This is a genomic window from Novosphingobium sp. BAM6 (assembly GCF_057784955.1).
Genome location: NZ_JBYNTR010000003.1, coordinates 16850 through 34719 on the forward strand (window position 1 = coordinate 16850; position 17870 = coordinate 34719).

The following is a 17870-nucleotide window of genomic DNA, read 5'->3' on the forward strand; positions in this document are numbered from 1 at the left end:
TTGCCTTGCAACTTTCGAGAGCGCTTCATCATGCTGACCTCCATGCTCCTGCCCGGCACCGATTTCGGAGGACTGTGGATCGACCTGTGCGAACCCGACGACGTGGAAGTGCGCCGCGTCGAAGCGCGTTACGGCATCACCATTCCGGCGCTGTCGGCCCTGCGGGAGATCGAATCCTCGAGCCGTTTGCATTCGGACGGTGAGACCGTGACGATGACCGCGCCGATCTTTGCCCGAGGGGCCGATGTGGGAAAGAGCGAGCACTGGGAGACCGCTCCTGCCGGTTTCATCCTGACGCCTGAAGTGTTGGTGACAGTGCGCTATACCCGTTTGGACACTTTCGATGCGGCGGTAAAACGGATGCAGGACGAACAGGATCTCACGCCGCGAATGGTTCTGGTGCTGTTGCTCGAAGAGATTGTCGATCGCGCGGCGGACCAGATCGAGAACGTGTCGGAAATGGCAGCGTCGATTTCGCGTACGATCTTCTATACCGATCTGGAGCACCGGGGGCTGGACCCTGAAACGGCGATCCTGCGGCGCACCATTATCAAGCTGGGTCGGGCCGCAGATCGTTCGTCACGGGTGCGCTACATGTTCCTTTCCGTCGGACGAATGGCAAGTTTCGTGGAGGAGCATTGCAAGGCACATGGCGATGATCGCACACAGGCCCGTTTCCGCTCGATTGCCCACGATATCGCTTCTCTCGATGAGTTCGAGACCAGTCTCTCGGGGCGCGTTCAATTTCTGCTCGACGCCGCAACCAGCCTGATCGGGATCGAGCAAAACAGTGTCGTTAAAGTGCTGACGGTCGCCTCGGTGATCGGCGTGCCCCCGGTCTTGGTGGTAGGCATATACGGCATGAATTTCAAGGTTATGCCCGAACTGGCATGGCCGTGGGGCTATCCTTTTGCGCTTGCGCTATGCGTGCTGTCCGGGGTTCTGCCATGGCTGTGGTTCAAATGGCGGCGCTGGATTTGAGTTGCGAATTGAGATCGTTTCGAGGGGCAGGCACTTCAAGTGAAATCTGAGAAGTAACTTTAGAAAAAGCACCCATAACTCGAATAAATCATGATTTAATCTCGCTTAACACAATGCAGGAAAAGATTGGCGGTCAGGCGGCCTTTCCTCGGATTGAGAGCATCCTGGCGCGGCGCCTGTGCCAGTGCGCCATGAAGCCTGGCTGAGCGGTACACTATCAAACGATCCATCATCGCCTCGCAGGAGGTCGTCAGTGCAAACAGCGGGTCATCCGCAGCGGCATAGGCAGCGGAGATAGCGTTTTTTGTCATCTCGTTGTCGAGCACGGCGTTGTAGTGCGGCACACGTTCGGGGGTCAGAATTTCGTACCCCGTCGAGCGATGGCGGAAAAAACCGGTGCCGCCATGCTCACTGCCGCACAGGTAATGCACGACGGCGAACTGCATGGAATCGGCGGAATCGACGTGAGGAAGCCGCTGCAAGACATTGAGTTCGGAACATGATGTCGTCAGGAGCGAGAAGTTTCCCCTTACCCGTCCGGGTCGTATCGGCCCTGTGCGGAAACGCTCCGAGATGACCGGGATCAGCCGTTCCACCATCGACGTGATATAATCCATGGGAAGTGGTGCAAAGTGTCCGGGATAGCCGCTGCCGAGACTGGCAGCGCTCTCGAACCGGCTGCGTATGGCATGTTCGATTAGTCCGTCAGACTGGCCGGTAGCCCGATCGAAGATCACTACCGGGATCTCATCCTGAAAAGCCACAATCCTTTCATCCCATCCAACCATGTGACTTCCTGCACCTTCAGCCCTGCCTCAAAAGGACGCCGGAGCATGTATCAGACATGCCCCGGCGCAGGGAGGGTTCAGTATGTCGCGCGGATCGAGAAACCGAAACGGCGATCGTTCAGGGTATATTGCAGCGGTTGGCTCGGCGTGCCGATGTAGGTCATGTTCATACGGTTCAGGAGGTTGACCGCATCGAACGAAATCGAGACCTGCTTGGTCACATCGAAACTGACCGAGGCATCCAGCGAAGCGTAGGGTGCCTGGTACTGGGGGATACCGTTGGCGCCGCTGCCATAGGTCGTATCGAGATACTTCCCACGCCAGCTCCAGGCGACACGTGCCGTGACGGGTCCCTTCTCGTACAGGCCGACAAGGTTGTAGCTATGCTTGGAGAGCTTTTCGAGCGGCACCTGCTCGGGAATGTCACTGCCCACCGTGGCGAAGGGATTGGTGACGTTGCTGTCCACGAAGGTATAGTTAGCCTGCACGCCAAGGCCGCTGAACAGGCCCGGCAGGAAGTCGAAGAACTGCTGATAGGCGACTTCGAAGCCCTTGATCGTTCCCTTGCCGGAGTTCTCCGTGGTGGCGATGTCATATGTTACCCCGCCATAGTCACGCTGAACCGTGCCACTGGCAAGGAAGCCGTCTACCCGCTTGTAGAACAGACCGCCGGTCAACGAGCCCGTGCGCGCGAAATACCACTCCACGGTCGCATCGAAGTTGGTCGAGGTGATTGGATGGAGATAGGGATTGCCCGAAGAACCGGTGGGGCGACCATCGGCATCCAGCTGGGATTCGGTATTGGGGTTGAGTGTTACGTTGGTCGACATGACATCGAAATTCGGACGGGCGAACGATTTGGAGAAGGCGAAGCGGGCCTGCAACTGATTGGTCAGGTGGGCGCGCAGGTTGAAGCTGGGCAACAGCTTCGTGTAACTGCGATCAACGGTCAGCGGCTCGGTCGTGCCGTCGGAGTTGAAGATCGTGCCCGCCGATCCGGTGCTGGTGTTCACGAGGCGTAGCCCCGCCGTACCGTCGAAATCGAGACCAAACAGCGTCGAGCCATAATCGGCCATGACGTAGCCGGCCCATGTCCGTTCAGACTGGTGGTTGAGATCGGACGGCGCGAAATAGTTCTTTGGGCTGGTATTGAACAGGGCTTCGGTCTTGGTGATGCTGTCCCACAGGCTGGAGCCGGATTCAAAGTTGGGATAGAGGATCCCACCTGCCAACGTGTTGCCGTCGAAGAAATTGCTCGACGGGCCAGACATGACCAGTTCGGGGTGTTCTGACACCGGAATGAAGGTGGTGCCATTGGGGGCTGCGCAGGACGGGTCGGCACCGGTGGGAATGAGGCAGAAGGCATTCCAGGTACCGCGCAGGTCGATTGTGCTGTCCGAATAGCGCACGCCGCCGCGCAGCTTTTGCAGGAAGCCACCATCGGCATCGTATTCAAGGTCATAACGCAGCGCGAGCTGGTCGGCATCGTTGCGCTGAAGCGCGTCGGCCATATAGGTGAAGGCGTAGTTGGACGGATCGGCCAGTGCCGCCGGATCGGCGACATTCCAGGTCGGATATTTCCCGCGCAGGTCGAACGTCACCGTATTCTGGTGCAGCGCATCGTAAGGGGTCTCGCCCTTCTTGTCGTACTCGGAGATCACGAAGCCGTTGCGATCGGCATCGTAGCTCGACTTCAGGTACTGGGCATCGAAGGTCATCTTCAGCTTGTCGCTGACCTTCCACTGCACATTGAAAGTGTAATTGCCGGTAGTGTCGGTCAAATCCTGATCGTAGCGCGCGGATTCGAAAACTTGATTGGCGAGTGTGCCGGAGGTTGCATAGCCATTCTTGTCGAATGTGAAATCCGCGCCGTCCAGCGGGGTGGAAATCGGATTGCCGTCCGCATCGACATTGCCGTTGTTGTTGAAGTAGTAGTACTTGCCCTGACGGTAGAAGTTATAACGCGAATATAGCGCCTGCGCGGTAAACAGCAGGTCTGGTGTTGCCTGCCACTGCAGCGCACCGGCCACACCCAGACGCTTTCGGTTGCCGCCGTCGTCATAGATCTGCTCACCCACCGGGACCTGCGCATTCGCCGGAGCGCCGGGGATCGTGACGCCTGCCGGGATCGGCGCATACTGCCCAATGAGGATGGCGTCCTGCCGGTAGGAACTCTTGGAGTAGCTGGCGTTCAGCAGGATACCGATTTCACCGATATTGGTATCGAAGCGGTTGCTGTAGAGGCCGGATGCCGAGCCGCCGAACTTGTCCGCGCGGTCATAGTAATCGCCCTTGAAGGTCGTGCTGATGACCTGGCCGGGAGAGTCGAACGGCAGGCGCGTGCGCACGTTCGCCACGCCCGCGATATCGCCTTCGATGGTGTCCGCCGGAGGGTTCTTGAAGACATCGATGCCGGACAGCATGGTCGGTGGCAGGGCTTCGAGATCGAGCGTGCGTCCGCCCGAAGCCGAAATCGCCGAGCGACCATCGATGAAGTTGCTGACTTCGGTCAGGCCGCGCACGGTAATCGCAGGCTCAGTGCGATGGTCGAAATCCGTGCCGCCTTCACCGTAGCGTCGCTGGATCTGTACACCCGGGATGCGTTGAAGCGCTTCGACGGTATTGGCATCAGGCAGCTTGCCGATGTCCTGCGCCTCGACAGAGTCCACGATCTGCTGCGAATTGCGCTTGTTCGATTGTGCGCTCTGCAGACTGGCGCGAACGCCGGTAACGATGATTTCGTCTGCGGACGACGGCGCCGACGTATCTGGTGCCTGTGTGGTGGCTGCACCGGTTACAGCCGGGGATGTAGTGCTCGGTGCCTGCGCCATGACAGGGACACCGAACGCCGCCGCACTAGCTGCGAGGGTGGACACACCAAAAAGAAAGCGATTGCAGCGCCTTACCATAGACCTCTCTCCCGTACGACCGAATTTGCCGGCCTGATTCGTTGTCGTCGAGATTAGTGGTGCTTATCTTGTCAGACAAGTATGATATTTCCAAATCGTTGCTTATGTGTGCAGATACATCGGCGCAGCAGCGTTAAATCACGAATTTTGAGCGTTTTGTTGTGATTATGTTACAATGCAACATTGCTCTTGCAACGCAAACCATCTTGCGAATCGTACATCCGGCTGCAACTAGTAAGACAAATCAAAGGCCGCCAATGTTTGCGGCTATCGGGAGAGGTCCGGATCTATGTCTATATTGCGTACTCGCATCGCCTTGCTGCTCGCCGCAGCCAGTTTGTCGTTGGAAGCTGCACAGGCACAGGTAGCGCAGCCCGATAGCAGGTTCGTTGCTACACCTTCGGGAAAGCCGCGCTTTACCGTGGATGGCAAGCCATTCCTGGTCCTTGGCATCCAGCTCAATAACTCCAGCGGATTTCCCGCGCAGTTCCATACGCTTGCACCTGCCATTGCGCGTAGTGGCGCGAATACCGTTATGGTGCCTATCGGTTGGGACACCATCGAGCCTGAAGAGGGGCATTTAGACTTCTCGGTAGTCGATGCGATGATAGCGGAGGCCCGCGCCCAGAAAGTCCGCGTGGCGTTCCTGTGGTTCGGCACGTGGAAGAACGCCAAGATGTCCTATGTCCCGGCCTGGGTGAAGCGCGACACCGTTCGCTTCCCCCGTGTAGTCGATGCCGACGGACACGCCATCGATGCGCTTTCTCCGATCAGCGAAGCGAGCGAACAGGCCGATGCAAAGGCGTTCACGGCATTGATGGGGCACCTCAAGGCGGTGGATGCGCGCCAGCGGACTGTGGTGATGGTGCAGGTGGAGAACGAGGCAGGCACGCTGGGCGCCGATCGGGATCATTCCCCTGCCGCACAGGCGCTGTTCGATGGCACGGTGCCCGATGCGATGGCATCGGCGTCGAAGCAGCCATCCCGAGGCTCGTGGAGCAGCGTCTATGCCGAGCGGGCGCCGGAAGCCTTCATGGCCTATTACACCGCGCGCTATATCGGTGCCGTCGCAGCCGCAGGACGCAAGGCGTACGACCTGCCGCTTTACGTCAATGTCTGGCCACGCCAGCAGCCCGGCCTGCTGCACCCCGGAGACAGCAGTCCCAGTGGCGGCGCGGTGTCCTGGCTCCTGCCGCAATGGAAGGCGCTCGCCCCCGCCATCGATGTGGTCGGCGTCGACAACTATGACACCAACGTAGCCCCCTACACTGAAATCGCCGAGGCTTACGACATTCCCGGCAATCCGCTCTATGTCCCGGAAACCGGCGCGACGATGGCGCATGCGCGGCATGCTTTCTGGACGCTTTCACGCCCGTATGCGGTGGGCATTTCCAAGTTCGGGATCGACGAGAGTTTCGGACTTGATGGAAACAACCCGAAAGTCGAGCCCATCGCTCTAGACTATGGCCTGCTGCGTGAGGCGGCTCCGTTCCTGCTGCCACTGCGCGATGCCGGACATGTGCGCGCAGCTATCGAGGAAGACGGCATGGCCAATGTGCCAATGGATTTCGATGGCTTCGATGCCGTAGCCCGTTTCGGGCCGGTGCGCGATGGCTATGGTGGTCCGCGCGGGCAAGGCAATGCCGATCTTTCCGGGCGGGTCATCGTTGCGCAGGCCGGGCCGGACAGGTTCTTGCTGACAGGCGCTTCTGCAAACCTGCTGTTTGCACCCAAGCTGGGCACTGCCGGTCACGTCGAACTCGTTCGCGTCGAGCAGGGGAATTTCAAGGATGGCCAGTGGATCGTCGAGCGCACGCTGAATGGTGATGAAACCGCGTTCGGCCTGATCCTGCCGCCCGAAGGTGGATCCTTGATGGTGACGGTACAGATCGTCAAGTGACCGAGAAAGGAGTGCCGCAGGGCAACCTGCGGCGCTCCTTTTCGTTCAGTCGTTCTCGCTTTCTGCGCCGGTTTCGCGGGCGTCGAGAGCCTTGTCGGGCGTCGTGCCCGCGCCGTGATACGGCGTCAGGCGGAAACGCACTTCGGTCGGCTCGGCCTTGGTGCGATACTTCTCCAGCGGCTTGCCGAATTCGCTCCACTGCGTGTCGCCGCCCACGCCCCATTGCGCGCTGTCGATCAGCAGCGAGCCATTGCCGTGCGGCACGATATCGGTCGACTTCCAGGTGCCGGGCGTGCGGCGAAACAGGTCGGAATAGGGGAAGGCGAGGGCGTTCATCATCAGCGGATGATCGCCCTCGATCCGCACGCCTCTCACGTTTGATCCCGGCGCTGTGCCGACTTCCATCCAGCGCACATCGACCTTGTTGCCGGTTTCCTGCGGACGGATATAGTCGTGGGCCTGGTCCGCGAGTGCTCCGCGCCACAGGCCAATCGGGGCCGATGTCTTGCGGTCGACATAGCTCTCATGCGGCCCGCGTCCGTACCATTCGAGGTTGCGGTAGTCCTGAGGCATATCGAACCAGAGGCCAACGCGGAACGGCGGTGGCAGATTCTTGGCGATCGGCTCTAGCTTGCCCGCCACGTCCACCGAACCATCGCCGTCCATCGTATAGATTGTGGTGAAGCGTGCTTCACCTGCCCCCAGATCGTAGGCGACGGCGATCTCGCCGCGACCGTCGGCAAGCCTTCGGCTGGTGACGCTGCGCACCTTGCGCTGGATGCTCAGCGTCTTCCAGACGGCGAGTTGCTTGTCTGTGCCGATGCCGATGTCGTTGTCCGTAACCGCGCGCCAGAAGTTGGGAGCGCCGCCGGAAAGCAGCGCCGCGCCATTGGCCGCGTAATTCTCGACCAAGCCGGTCGCGCGGTCGATGGAAAGCGTCGTTCCCCGCGCCGACAGCGTGAGGTCGCCGCTTGCGCTCGCCAACGTGACCGAACCCGCTGCCGGCGTAGCAAGACGGTCTGCGGGCGGGGCCAGCGCGAACTGCTCCCAGCCCACTACGCTTCCGGCTTTCACCAGCGGAATGGCGCCCGCTTTCGCCTTTGCGCGAACCGTGACGAAATACTCGTGCCCTTCGCGTCGTGCGATCCCCGCCAGCGGGAGCGAAAGCGCGCCGGTGGCATGCGCCGCTACTTGCGCAACATTGAGTGTCCCCCCGGCGATCCGCACACCATCCTCGTCAAGCTGCCATTCGAAATCGAAGTCCGAGGTGTCGAGGAAATCCTGTCGGTTGGTGAGGCTCGCTTTGCCGGTAGCCGGATCGAAACCGGCGAAGGTGACCGGGGCATAGACCTTGCGCAATTCATAGAGAGCGGGGTTCGGCGTGCGGTCGGACTGGAGCAGGCCGTCCCCGAACTCGATATCGCCGCCGGGATTGGGGCCATATTCCCCGCCATCGCCCCAGTAGCGCCGCCCGTCCTTGGTATAGCGATACATCGACTGGTCCACCCAGTCCCATACAAAGCCGCCTTGCAGTTTGTCCGGGTGCGCGTGGACGGTATCCCAGTATTCCTGCAGGTCGCCGCCGGAATTGCCCATCATGTGCGCGTATTCGCACTGGATCATCGGCTGCTTGAAGTTCCAGTTGGTGGCGTAGTCGGCCATCTTCACCGCCGGATCGTACATCGGCGCATAGATGTCGGCATACCAGTTGGGGCGATGATCGCCGATCCCGTCCCATGTGCCCCAGCCCAGATAGCTGACGAGACGGTCCGGATCGCGCGCCTTCGCCGCTTTGGCGGCCGCCTCGAAATTGGGGCCGATGCCGGCCTCGTTCCCCAGCGACCAGAAAATGACCGAAGGGTGGTTCTTGTCGCGCTCGATCATGTTGGAAACCCGGCTGACGTGTGCTTCGCGCCAGGCGGGATCGAAGCCGACCTGATACTTCGCGCGATCTTCCGGGTGTTTGTTGGCATAGTCCATGTAGGCGTGGCTCTCGATGTTCGCCTCGTCCATGACGTAGAGCCCGTACCGATCCGCCAGCGTGTAGAGGTACGGATCGTTGGGATAGTGCGATGTGCGGATCGCATTGATATTGTTACGCTTCATCAAGCGGATATCGCGCTCCATCGATGCGTGCGAGATGACGTGGAAGGTCTCCGGATCATGCTCGTGCCGGTTGACGCCGCGAATGGTGATCGGCTTGCCGTTCACGCTGACCAAGCCGTTGAGGATTTCGACCTTGCGGAAGCCCACATCGCGCGAGGTAGATTGAAGCACCTGTCCTTTGGCATCCACCAGTTCGGTGACGAGCGTGTAAAGGTTGGGCGTCTCGGCCGACCACGCGCGCACGCCGGGGACCTCCGCGCTCAGCGACAGCGCTCGGGACGTGCCCGAGGCCTTGATCGCAGTCTGCCGGGTTAATACGGGCTTGTCGGCATCGAGCAGCACCATCCGGGCGGTTGCTGCCGTACCGGGGCTGATGGTGAAATCGGCGGAGAGCCTGCCATTGCGGTAGCTCTCATCGAGTCCTGCATGGACGAACACGTCGTCGATCCGGGTCTGCGGACGGGCAAAGAGGTACACCGAACGCTCGATGCCGGAGACGCGCCAGAAATCCTGATCTTCCAGATAGCTGCCGTCCGACCAGCGGAACACCTGCACGGCGATGGTATTGCCGGCGCCGGGTTTCAGGAAACGTGTGACATCGAATTCGCTCGGGAGTTTGGAATCCTTGGAGAATCCAACCTTTTCTCCGTTTACCCATACGTAATAGGCCGAGCCTGCCGCGCCGATGTGGAGGACCAGATTCTGGCCCTGCCAGTCGGCCGGAACCTGCACCTCGCGGCGATAGGAACCAACCGGGTCGGTCGCGTGCGGGATCAGGGGACGGTCGGCGGGGAAAGGATAGGTGATGTTGTTATAGCGTGGCTGATCGAAACCTTGCGCCTGCCAGTCTGCGGGAACCGGAATGTCTTTCCAGCTGGAAGTGTCAAATGCAGGCACCTCGAAGCCCTGCGGCAAGCGATCGGCGAACGAGAGATGAAACTTCCAGGTGCCGTCCAGCGAAAGGTAACGCTTCGAGGCGCTCATATCTCCGGCAATCGCCAATTCGCGGTTTTCGAACGGAAACCCGGTGCTTGTAGCGGGCAGCTTGCCGCGAGACTGGATCGCCGGGTTTTCCCAGTCAGGACGTGCAGGATCGATCTGGACGGGTTCGACCCGAGGACCTTCCTGTGGGGCTGCGCTCGACGCGCTGGCGAGCGCGCCGGAAAGTGCTATGATGGATATGGCGGCTGTGCGGATCCGCATGATATTCTCCCCCGATTGTTGTGTGATCGCCCTGTCGACGATGCATTTCTTGTCGGACATTATATAGGAGAGGGGATAAATCAACCGGGAGGATTCGCAGAAATCCGTTGCCTGCGTTAAAAAACTGGCCTCTACTTGGCTGACAAATACAAATGATCAATTTGCAGGGAATAAGAATGTGAGCGGAGCGCGGGAGCGGCGGCAGCCGGCGCATACGACGATATCGCGAAAGCTCGGGGTGGCGATCGTCACCGGGGTCTATCCTCCCGGCAGCGTGCTGCCCGGTGAGTTCGAGATCGTCGAGCAGCAGGGCGTATCGCGCTCGGTGGTGCGCGAGGCGCTGCGGATGCTGGCGGCGAAGGGTCTGGTCGAAAGCAAGCCGAAGCTGGGCACCCGCGTGCGTGACCGGCGTGAATGGAACACCCTGGACCCGGACGTTCTGGAGTGGATGTTCGAGGGGGAACCGTCCCCCGGCTTCGTGAAAAACCTGTTTGAGCTCAGGTTGATGGTAGAGCCTGCCGCCGCCGAATTGGCCGCGCAGAAGCGGACGGCGGCGCAAGTTTCTGTAATGGGCCATGCGCTTGAAACGATGGCTGCGCATTCGCTTCAGAGCGCCGAAGGGCAGATGGCGGACCAGCAGTTTCACGCTGCGATTCTGGAAGCGACCGACAACGATCTTATCATCAATCTGGCTGCGATCATCGGCGCGGCAGTGCGCTGGACCACGCACTTCAAGATCCGCAAGACGGGGCGTCCGCGCGATCCGATCGAGGAGCACCGCCGTCTGTTCGAAGCCATTGTTGAAGGCGACGGCGCGAGGGCCCGGGCCGCCACGGTTGAGCTGATTCAGCTAGCAGAGCGCGATACCGAGGCGGTTTTGCAGGGCTAGAGCTGGTCTAGAGTGGGGCAAAGGCAGGCTAGAAGGGGGGTAGAGAGGGGGTGGAGGCTGGATCGAGGCCGGTCTGCCCCCGGAGAATCGTCCTATCGCTTCCCTGGAAATCCCGCCTGCGAACTCCCCGCTTGATCTCCCGTGCGATCGCGATATTGTCCTACAAATAAGAGGGCAATTTCGGGAAGGGAGCCGTTATGGCAAACGACAATACCCGGTCGCAGGACCGGGCTTCAGGCGCATGGTCGCGTCGCGCGATGCTGGGCGTATCGGCAGGGGCTGCACTGGTGCCGGGACTTGCCGGTGCGCTGGCACCTTCGCTGACACAGGCCGCGACAGGCGTAGGTACCGCTAGGCGCAAGCCGCTCGCGCCGCGTCCCCCGATGGGCTGGAATTCGTGGAACAGCTTCGCCACCACGATCACCGAGGCGCAAACGCTGGAGCAGGCGGACATCATGGCGCAACGCCTGCTGCCGTTCGGCTACGATATCCTGACCGTCGATATCCAGTGGTACGAACCCCACGCCTCCAGCTATGAATATGCAGCAAAGCCGGTGCCGACGCTCGATGACCATGGCCGTCTTCTGCCTGCACCGAACCGCTTCCCCACGGCCGCGAACGGGCGCGGTTTTGCGCCGTTGGCCGAGAAGGTACACAAGCTGGGCCTGCGCTTCGGCGTCCACCTGATGCGCGGCATCCCGCGCCTTGCCGTCGAGCGAGACCTGCCGGTGCTGGGCACATCGACAACGGCCCGCGCCATCGCCGATACGACGAGCACCTGTTCGTGGAACCCGGACATGTACGGCGTCGACATGACGAAGCCCGGCGCGCAGGCCTATTACGACAGCGTGTTCGCGCTGCTCGCCTCGTGGGGCGTCGATTTCGTCAAGGTCGATGACCTGTCGCGGCCCTACGATGCCCATGCCGCCGAGATCGAGGCGATCGACCGCGCGATTGCCAAGACCGGACGGCCAATGATCCTCTCGATGTCGCCCGGCGAAACACCGGTGATCCGGGGCGACCATGCCCGCAAGCACGCGCGGATGTGGCGTATTTCCGACGATTTCTGGGACAAGTGGCCGCTGCTGGAGGCACAGTTCACCCGTTTGGAGAACTGGAACCCCTACATGGGTGTCGGCCCGGACGGCGAGGGTGCCTGGCCCGATGCCGACATGCTGCCGCTGGGCCGTCTGGCGCTGGGTGCGCGCGATACCCTGTTCACGCCCGACGAACAGCGCACGCTGATGACGCTGTGGTCCATCGCCCGCTCCCCGCTGATCATGGGCGGCGATCTGCGCCATCTCGATGCGCCGACGCTGGCGCTGCTGACCAATCCGGAGGTGCTGGCGGTCAACCAGCGCTCGTCCGGCAACCGTCCACACTTCGTCGATGACAGTGCGCGGATCTGGTCTGCGCGGGCGGAAAACGGCGATACCTATCTGGCGCTGTTCAATCCCGCCGATGAGGCCCGCACTGTCGGCATCTCGCTGACAATGCTCGGCCTTTCGGGCACCGTGCGGCAGCGCGACCTGTGGGCGCGCGCCGATGTCGGCTCGGCGAGGGGACGTGTGGAACACAGGATCGCAGCGCATGGCGCGGCGCTTTACCGGCTCGCAGGCGCATGAGGGGCACGAGGATGGCACGAACGAACTCCCGCACGATCACCCGCACGCTGGCAACGCTGCTGCTGGGCACGGCGCTGATCACGCCCGCGCTGGCGCAGGATGCTTCACCCGACGAGCACTTCCCGGCCGATCCGCCGCTCACAATCACGCTGCGCCCCGATCTGGCGAAGGAGGCGGGCAATCGCCGTGGTGCCTTCGAGGGCTGGGGCACGGCGCTCGCGTGGTTCGCCAATGTCACCGGCAGCTGGCCCGATGCCGAGCGCAATCGTCTGGCCGATCTGTTCTATGGCAAGGATGGTCTGGGCTGGACCATCGCGCGCTACAATATCGGCGGCGGCAATGCGCAGGACATCGAGCCCTACTTGCGCACCGGCGCGGCGGTGCCCGGTTTCTGGAAGAAGCCCGAAGGCGCGACCGGGCGCGACTGGTGGAACCCGGACGATCCGGCGCAGTGGAACTGGCAGGCCGATGCCAACCAGCGCTGGTGGCTCGATGCGATCCGCGAGCGGGTGAAGGCGCCCATCTTCGAGGCGTTCTCGAACTCGCCGCCGTGGTTCATGACCGTTTCGGGCCGCGTCTCCGGCGCCGACAAGGCCACCGATGACAACCTGCAACCGGGCAAGGAGGGTGCCTTCGCCGAGTATCTCGCGCGCGTGATCGACGAATTGCAGAAGCGCCATCACATCGTGTTCCGCACACTCTCGCCCGTGAACGAGCCCAATACCGATTACTGGTACGCGGCGAATACGCAGGAGGGCGCGCACTGGAGTCCGCAGCGCCAATCGATGATGATAGAGGCAAGCGATGCCGCGCTGCGCCGCCATGGCCTCGCGACCGTTATCGCTGCCAGCGATGAGACCAATTCGCACACCTTCCTGCGCGACTGGGCGGGCTGGAGCCCCGCTGCCCGTGCGAAAGTGGGCCAGCTCAACGTCCATTCCTATGGCACCGTTCACCAGACCGCCGTTCGCGACATTGCCACCGCCAGCGGCATCCGCCTGTGGATGAGCGAGAACGACACCCCGCTTTCGGGCGATCCCGAGACCTACACCGGCATGGCCTCGCCGCTCGCTTTCGCCGAGCATGTGGTGCTCGACCTCAAGCGGCTGGAACCGTCTGCCTGGGTGTTCTGGCAGGCGGTGGAGAATATCAGCGGGGGCAACGGCAAGCCCAGCTCGAACTGGGGGCTGGTGAAGGCGGACATGGCCTCTCCTGCCAGCGGGCCGCACCAGATCCATGTGACCGGTAAATACTGGGCGATGGCGCAGTTCAGCCGCTATATCCGGCCCGGCGACCGGCTGATTCCGGTGGATGACATGGACACCGCAGGCGCGCTTTCTCCCAATGGCAGGCGACTGGTGATGGTCCATGTCAATGCAGGCTTGTCACCCCGAAGGCTTGAAGTGCCCAAGGGCTGGCGCGTGAGCATGGTCGTTACCGATGCCACGCATCAGGCGGCGTGCATGACAGGGACCACCGTGCCCTCGCGCGCGATCGCGACGCTGGTGCTGACGAAGGGCAGCGAGAAGGGGCCTTGCGCATGAGGCGGGCGCTCATCGCGCTGGCCCCGATTGCGCTGGCACTGGTGGGGGGTGGAGCTTCGCTGGCGGCGGGGGCCGCTCCGCCTCGCGCGACCACCGACGCGCAGGCCGCGCCGCTTCGCCTGCCCGACATGCCGCTGCACGATCCCTGGATCGTCGCCGACAAGGCGAGCGGAACATACTACCTCTACACCAGCAATATCGCGAAGATGAGCGGCGATCCGCGTCTGGGCATCATGGTCTATACCAGTCGCGATCTGGCGCACTGGACGCGTCCGCGCGTGGTCTTTGCGCTGCCGAAGGATAGCTGGGCCAACGAAGGCGCCTGGGCACCCGAAGTGCATCGCTGGAAGGGCCGCTGGTATCTCTTCGCCACGTTCTACAACGATGCCAAGACTTTGCCGGTGACGCGGGACAGCAGCGGCGTGGAGCGACACCCGGTGCGGCGCTCGACACTGCTGGCCTCGGCGGACAGCCTCTCCGGCCCGTTCACCCTGCGCAACGATGGCGCGCCGCTGGTCGATCCATCCACGATGACGCTCGACGGCACGCTTTATGTCGATCCGAAGGGCAAGCCGTGGCTGGTCTATGCGCATGAGTGGGTGCAGGTGGGCGACGGGACTATCGAGGCGATGCCGCTGAGTGACCGGCTGACCTCGGCCGGGCCTTCGCGCGTGCTGTTCCATGCCTCGTCCGGCCCCTGGGTGAAGCGCCCGGATGCCGGGCAGCCCGGCGTCTATGTCACCGATGGTCCGGAACTGTTCCGGACCCGTACCGGCACGCTGCTGATGCTATGGTCGAGCTACGATCCGAACGGCTACGTGCAGGGCCTTGCGCGCTCGACGACCGGCCAGATCGAGGGGCCGTGGGAGCAGCTTCCCCCGCTGGTGCGGCAGGACAGCGGCCACGGCATGCTGTTCCGCCGCTTCGACGGCACGCTGATGATGGTGGTCCATCGACCTTTCAGGAACGCGCGCGGCAAGCTCTATGAGATGCGCGATGCGGGCGACCGGGTCGAGGTCGTGCGTGAGCGGACCGACTGGGACGGGGGGTGAGAGGCTTCCCCCAAGCGTGCCCGATCAGACGGGCCTGATTACACGTGAATGTCGATATAGTCCGTCAGGTCGTCGCACCATTCGAACTCGCGAAGGCGGTAGTAGGGGCGGTTCTGGGTGATGGCGAAGCGCCAGGTCTTGTCCCTGGTGCAGCGGCGGCCTTTGTCAGGCGTGCTGTCGATCGAGATCAGGCCCTTGAAGGTGAAGTAGTCCTTGCCGATCTCGGTGATCGTGCCGTCGAGGAACAGGCGCCCCGGTCCGCCTGCCTGCGCCTGTGCGCCGCGCAACCGCCACTCGTCGCCTTTCGGGGTGCCCATGCGTGTGATCACGGCACTGCCGCGCGTGTTCCAGTCGATCCACTGAAGCGTCAGCCCGGTGTTGCGCAGCAGCTTTTCCGCGCTGGCCTGATCGAGCACGCGGGTCGCTTCCGGCGCGGGGCGGTGAAGGGCGCTTACAGGCGCGCCTGTCGATGATTGAGCGGGAGCCTGAGCCGGGATCTGCGCCATAGCGACGATAGGAATAGCCGCCACGATCGCGAGGCAGGACAGCAGGCAAGTCGGAATCGAATGGCGCATGATGGTCATCTGTAACTGATTGTCGCAAACCCGCACAGATGCCTTTGCGTGCATTTCTGTGCTCTCTTGTTGACAGTGTCTCCGCCGCGGGGCAATTGCCGCAGCAACGGTAATGGATTTCTGCCGGGCATCCGCGCTTTCACAAGGAAAGCCGTGCCGAACCGCCCTTGCAAGGGACGATGATTCCTGACTGTCGCCATCCGGCGGGAAGGAGGAATCGTGCGTGCTTCGTTTGCCAACCTGATCCAGTCTCTGCAAGCCGCGCTGTCGCTGGCCGACAATGGCCGCCATGTCGTGCGCGCCTTGCGCTGGGCGCTGTTGCTGGGGCCGATGGCCGCGGCGGTCGGCACGCTCTGCGCGGCGTTCCTGTGGAGCCTCGAAGCGGTGACCCGCCTGCGTTTCGAACATCCCTGGCTGCTCTACCTGCTGCCGCTGGGCGGCGCGCTGGTCGCCGGGCTCTATCGCTTCTGGGGTGGGCGGGCCGAGGGCGGCAATAACCTGATCGTCGAGCAGATCCACGAGCCGGGCGGCGGCGTGCCCTTGCGCATGGCGCCGCTGGTGTTCCTCGGCACGATTGTCACGCATTTGCTGGGCGGTTCGGCGGGGCGCGAGGGGACCGCGGTGCAACTGGGCGGGAGCCTTGCCGGAACGCTCTGCCGCTGGCTGAAGCTCGATGCGCCCGCCACGCGCCTCCTGCTGATGGGCGGGGTCGCCGCCGGGTTCGGCGCGGTGTTCGGCACCCCGCTGGCTGGCGCAGTCTTCGCACTCGAAGTGCTGATGGTGGGCCGCGTGGAATACGCCGCGCTTGGCCCCTGCCTGTTCGCCGCACTGGTGGGGGACTGGAGCTGCCGCGCCTGGGGCATAGACCATACGCCCTATCATATCCTTACACCCGTCATCTCCGGCGGTTTCGAGGTGGAGCCGCTGCTGCTTGCCAAGTGCGTGGTGGCAGGCGTGGCATTCGGCCTCGCCGGGCTGCTGTTTGCCGAGGCGAACCATGTGCTCGGCGGGTTCCTCAAACGTCGCGTCCCTAATCCGATGCTCCGCGCGGCGATCGGCGGCCTTGCCGTGATCGCGCTCACCTTCGTCTTCGGGACGCGCGATTATCTGGGCCTTGGTGTCATGAGCGCAACGCCGGGCGGCCTCTCCATCTCCAGCTTCTTTGCGGGGCCGCAGGGACAGTTCGACTGGGCGATGAAGCTGCTGTTCACCGTCGTCACGCTGAGCGCCGGGTACAAGGGTGGCGAGGTGACGCCGCTGTTCTTCATCGGCGCCGCGCTCGGCAATGCGCTGGGGCAGGCGATGGGCGTGCCGGTGGACCTGTTGGCGGGGCTCGGCTTCGTCGCCGTCTTCGCCGGGGCCGCCAATACACCGATGGCCTGCGTGCTGATGGGCATCGAACTGTTCGGTGCCGCCCAGGCCGTGCCGATCACCGTGGCCTGCTTCACCGCCTACCTGTGCTCGGGGCACAACGGCATCTACCTCTCGCAGCGCGTCGCCGTCCCCAAGTCCCGCCGCCGCGCACTGGCGCCCGCCGTCACCTTGCGCGAGGCGCGGGTGAGGGAGGAGTGAGGAACCGGGCCTCAATCCAGCGCCCGTTTTTCATAGATCGTGGCGATGCTCTGGCCGTCCCAGACGTAGCACAAGTGCCGCTCCTGTCGGCAGGCGGCGAGCAGGCGCGGGCGGAAGACGGCGGCGCATTCGCCGGCCCCGTCTTCGCGACTCTCGTCGCGGACCGAGCGGTAGACGATGCCGTCGGCCCCTGCATCGCGTAGCCCCCGCGCGAAGGCTTGCGAGGCGGCATAGTCGTCCTTCGCATAGAGCCGGGGCTGTGGCTCCTTCAGCGCGCGGATGTCGTGCAGGTCGGCGGCGAGATCGACGGCGTAGACGCGCATGTCGATCTCCTGTGCGGGCTCGGCCGTGGCGGCGAGGAACGCGGCGCGGTGAAAGCGCGTCTCGGCGATGGCGGTCTCCACCGAGCGGGCCGCATAGAACACGCCATAAGTGCCGTCGGCAAAGCGGTCGCCCTGCCGGTTGATGTGGGTGAAGGCGGCCATGATCGCGGACGAACCGGGGCCGGACACGCGATCTTCGGGCGGCACTTGCGACAGGTCGCCCGCCTCTTCGCGCAACCGGTCGTTGGTCAACGCCTCGATGGCGTAGACGGCTTCGAGGTCGGCCGGATCGGTGACCGCCTCGAACAGCGAGATCGGCGGGAACCGGCTGGGAATGATACGATAGCACGGCATCCAGCGGACCGGCGTGACGGGTATGTCCTCAGGCATGGTCATCGCAGGC

Annotated in this window: 12 protein-coding genes; 7 read left to right on the plus strand and 5 right to left on the minus strand. The window is 62.9% G+C overall.

Annotated features, from left to right (window positions below; all coding sequences use genetic code 11):
• Positions 1-30: 30 nt before the first annotated feature.
• The gene (locus AC3EC3_RS12095; RefSeq protein ID WP_488489869.1) at positions 31-981 is read left to right on the plus strand and encodes a magnesium transporter CorA family protein; all 951 of its coding nucleotides are present in this window, start codon (positions 31-33) and stop codon (positions 979-981) included.
• A 95-nt stretch (positions 982-1076) separates the two neighbouring features.
• Here the strand turns inward: AC3EC3_RS12095 and AC3EC3_RS12100 are convergent, their stop codons facing one another.
• Both AC3EC3_RS12100 and AC3EC3_RS12105 read right to left on the minus strand, forming a co-directional pair.
• Positions 1077-1769 carry a DUF6445 family protein gene (locus AC3EC3_RS12100; RefSeq protein ID WP_488489870.1) on the minus strand — a complete coding sequence of 231 codons (693 nt, stop codon included), beginning with the start codon at positions 1767-1769 and terminating at the stop codon, positions 1077-1079.
• 77 nt (positions 1770-1846) lie between these two features.
• On the minus strand, positions 1847-4600 hold the full coding sequence (locus AC3EC3_RS12105; protein ID WP_488489871.1) for a TonB-dependent receptor: 2754 nt from the start codon (positions 4598-4600) through the stop codon (positions 1847-1849).
• 376 nt (positions 4601-4976) lie between these two features.
• Here AC3EC3_RS12105 and AC3EC3_RS12110 point away from each other — a divergent pair, with 376 nt between their 5' ends.
• On the plus strand, positions 4977-6578 hold the full coding sequence (locus AC3EC3_RS12110) for a DUF5597 domain-containing protein (protein WP_488489872.1): 1602 nt from the start codon (positions 4977-4979) through the stop codon (positions 6576-6578).
• Between the two features lie 45 nt (positions 6579-6623).
• Here the strand turns inward: AC3EC3_RS12110 and AC3EC3_RS12115 are convergent, their stop codons facing one another.
• A complete protein-coding gene (locus tag AC3EC3_RS12115) occupies positions 6624-9887 on the minus strand; it encodes a glycoside hydrolase family 2 TIM barrel-domain containing protein (protein WP_488489873.1) in 3264 nt (1087 codons plus the stop codon).
• Positions 9888-10065: 178 nt separating this feature from the next.
• Between AC3EC3_RS12115 and AC3EC3_RS12120 the strand changes: the two genes are divergently transcribed.
• The 4 genes from AC3EC3_RS12120 (at position 10066) to AC3EC3_RS12135 (ending at position 14997) form a co-directional block, all read left to right on the plus strand.
• A complete protein-coding gene (locus AC3EC3_RS12120) occupies positions 10066-10776 on the plus strand; it encodes a FadR/GntR family transcriptional regulator (RefSeq protein WP_488489874.1) in 711 nt (236 codons plus the stop codon).
• A gap of 197 nt (positions 10777-10973) precedes the next feature.
• A complete protein-coding gene (locus AC3EC3_RS12125; protein WP_488489875.1) occupies positions 10974-12401 on the plus strand; it encodes a glycoside hydrolase family 27 protein in 1428 nt (475 codons plus the stop codon).
• Positions 12402-12412: 11 nt separating this feature from the next.
• A complete protein-coding gene (locus tag AC3EC3_RS12130; protein ID WP_488489876.1) occupies positions 12413-13945 on the plus strand; it encodes a glycoside hydrolase in 1533 nt (510 codons plus the stop codon).
• Positions 13942-14997 (plus strand): glycoside hydrolase family 43 protein, encoded by a 1056-nt coding sequence (locus AC3EC3_RS12135; protein ID WP_488489877.1) that lies wholly within the window; start codon positions 13942-13944, stop codon positions 14995-14997. Before AC3EC3_RS12130 ends, AC3EC3_RS12135 begins: the two co-directional genes overlap by 4 nt.
• Before the next feature lie 38 nt (positions 14998-15035).
• Here the strand turns inward: AC3EC3_RS12135 and AC3EC3_RS12140 are convergent, their stop codons facing one another.
• Complete coding sequence (locus AC3EC3_RS12140) at positions 15036-15572, minus strand: hypothetical protein (protein ID WP_488489878.1); 537 nt, start codon at positions 15570-15572, stop codon at positions 15036-15038.
• Between the two features lie 219 nt (positions 15573-15791).
• Between AC3EC3_RS12140 and AC3EC3_RS12145 the strand changes: the two genes are divergently transcribed.
• Positions 15792-17144, plus strand: a complete 1353-nt coding sequence (locus AC3EC3_RS12145) for a voltage-gated chloride channel family protein (RefSeq protein ID WP_488489879.1) — start codon at positions 15792-15794, stop codon at positions 17142-17144.
• A gap of 11 nt (positions 17145-17155) precedes the next feature.
• Here the strand turns inward: AC3EC3_RS12145 and AC3EC3_RS12150 are convergent, their stop codons facing one another.
• Positions 17156-17857 (minus strand): RES family NAD+ phosphorylase, encoded by a 702-nt coding sequence (locus tag AC3EC3_RS12150; protein ID WP_488490068.1) that lies wholly within the window; start codon positions 17855-17857, stop codon positions 17156-17158.
• Positions 17858-17870: the final 13 nt, after the last annotated feature.

Coding starts and splice junctions, on each gene's coding strand:
- AC3EC3_RS12105 (WP_488489871.1), bottom strand. CDS start 4,600: ATGGCGCAGGCACCGAGCACTACATCCCCGGCTGTAACCGGTGCAGCC.
- AC3EC3_RS12100 (WP_488489870.1), bottom strand. CDS start 1,769: ATGGTTGGATGGGATGAAAGGATTGTGGCTTTTCAGGATGAGATCCCG.
- AC3EC3_RS12150 (WP_488490068.1), bottom strand. CDS start 17,857: ATGCCTGAGGACATACCCGTCACGCCGGTCCGCTGGATGCCGTGCTAT.
- AC3EC3_RS12140 (WP_488489878.1), bottom strand. CDS start 15,572: ATGCGCCATTCGATTCCGACTTGCCTGCTGTCCTGCCTCGCGATCGTG.
- AC3EC3_RS12130 (WP_488489876.1), top strand. CDS start 12,413: ATGGCACGAACGAACTCCCGCACGATCACCCGCACGCTGGCAACGCTG.
- AC3EC3_RS12115 (WP_488489873.1), bottom strand. CDS start 9,887: ATGCGGATCCGCACAGCCGCCATATCCATCATAGCACTTTCCGGCGCG.
- AC3EC3_RS12135 (WP_488489877.1), top strand. CDS start 13,942: ATGAGGCGGGCGCTCATCGCGCTGGCCCCGATTGCGCTGGCACTGGTG.
- AC3EC3_RS12095 (WP_488489869.1), top strand. CDS start 31: ATGCTGACCTCCATGCTCCTGCCCGGCACCGATTTCGGAGGACTGTGG.
- AC3EC3_RS12125 (WP_488489875.1), top strand. CDS start 10,974: ATGGCAAACGACAATACCCGGTCGCAGGACCGGGCTTCAGGCGCATGG.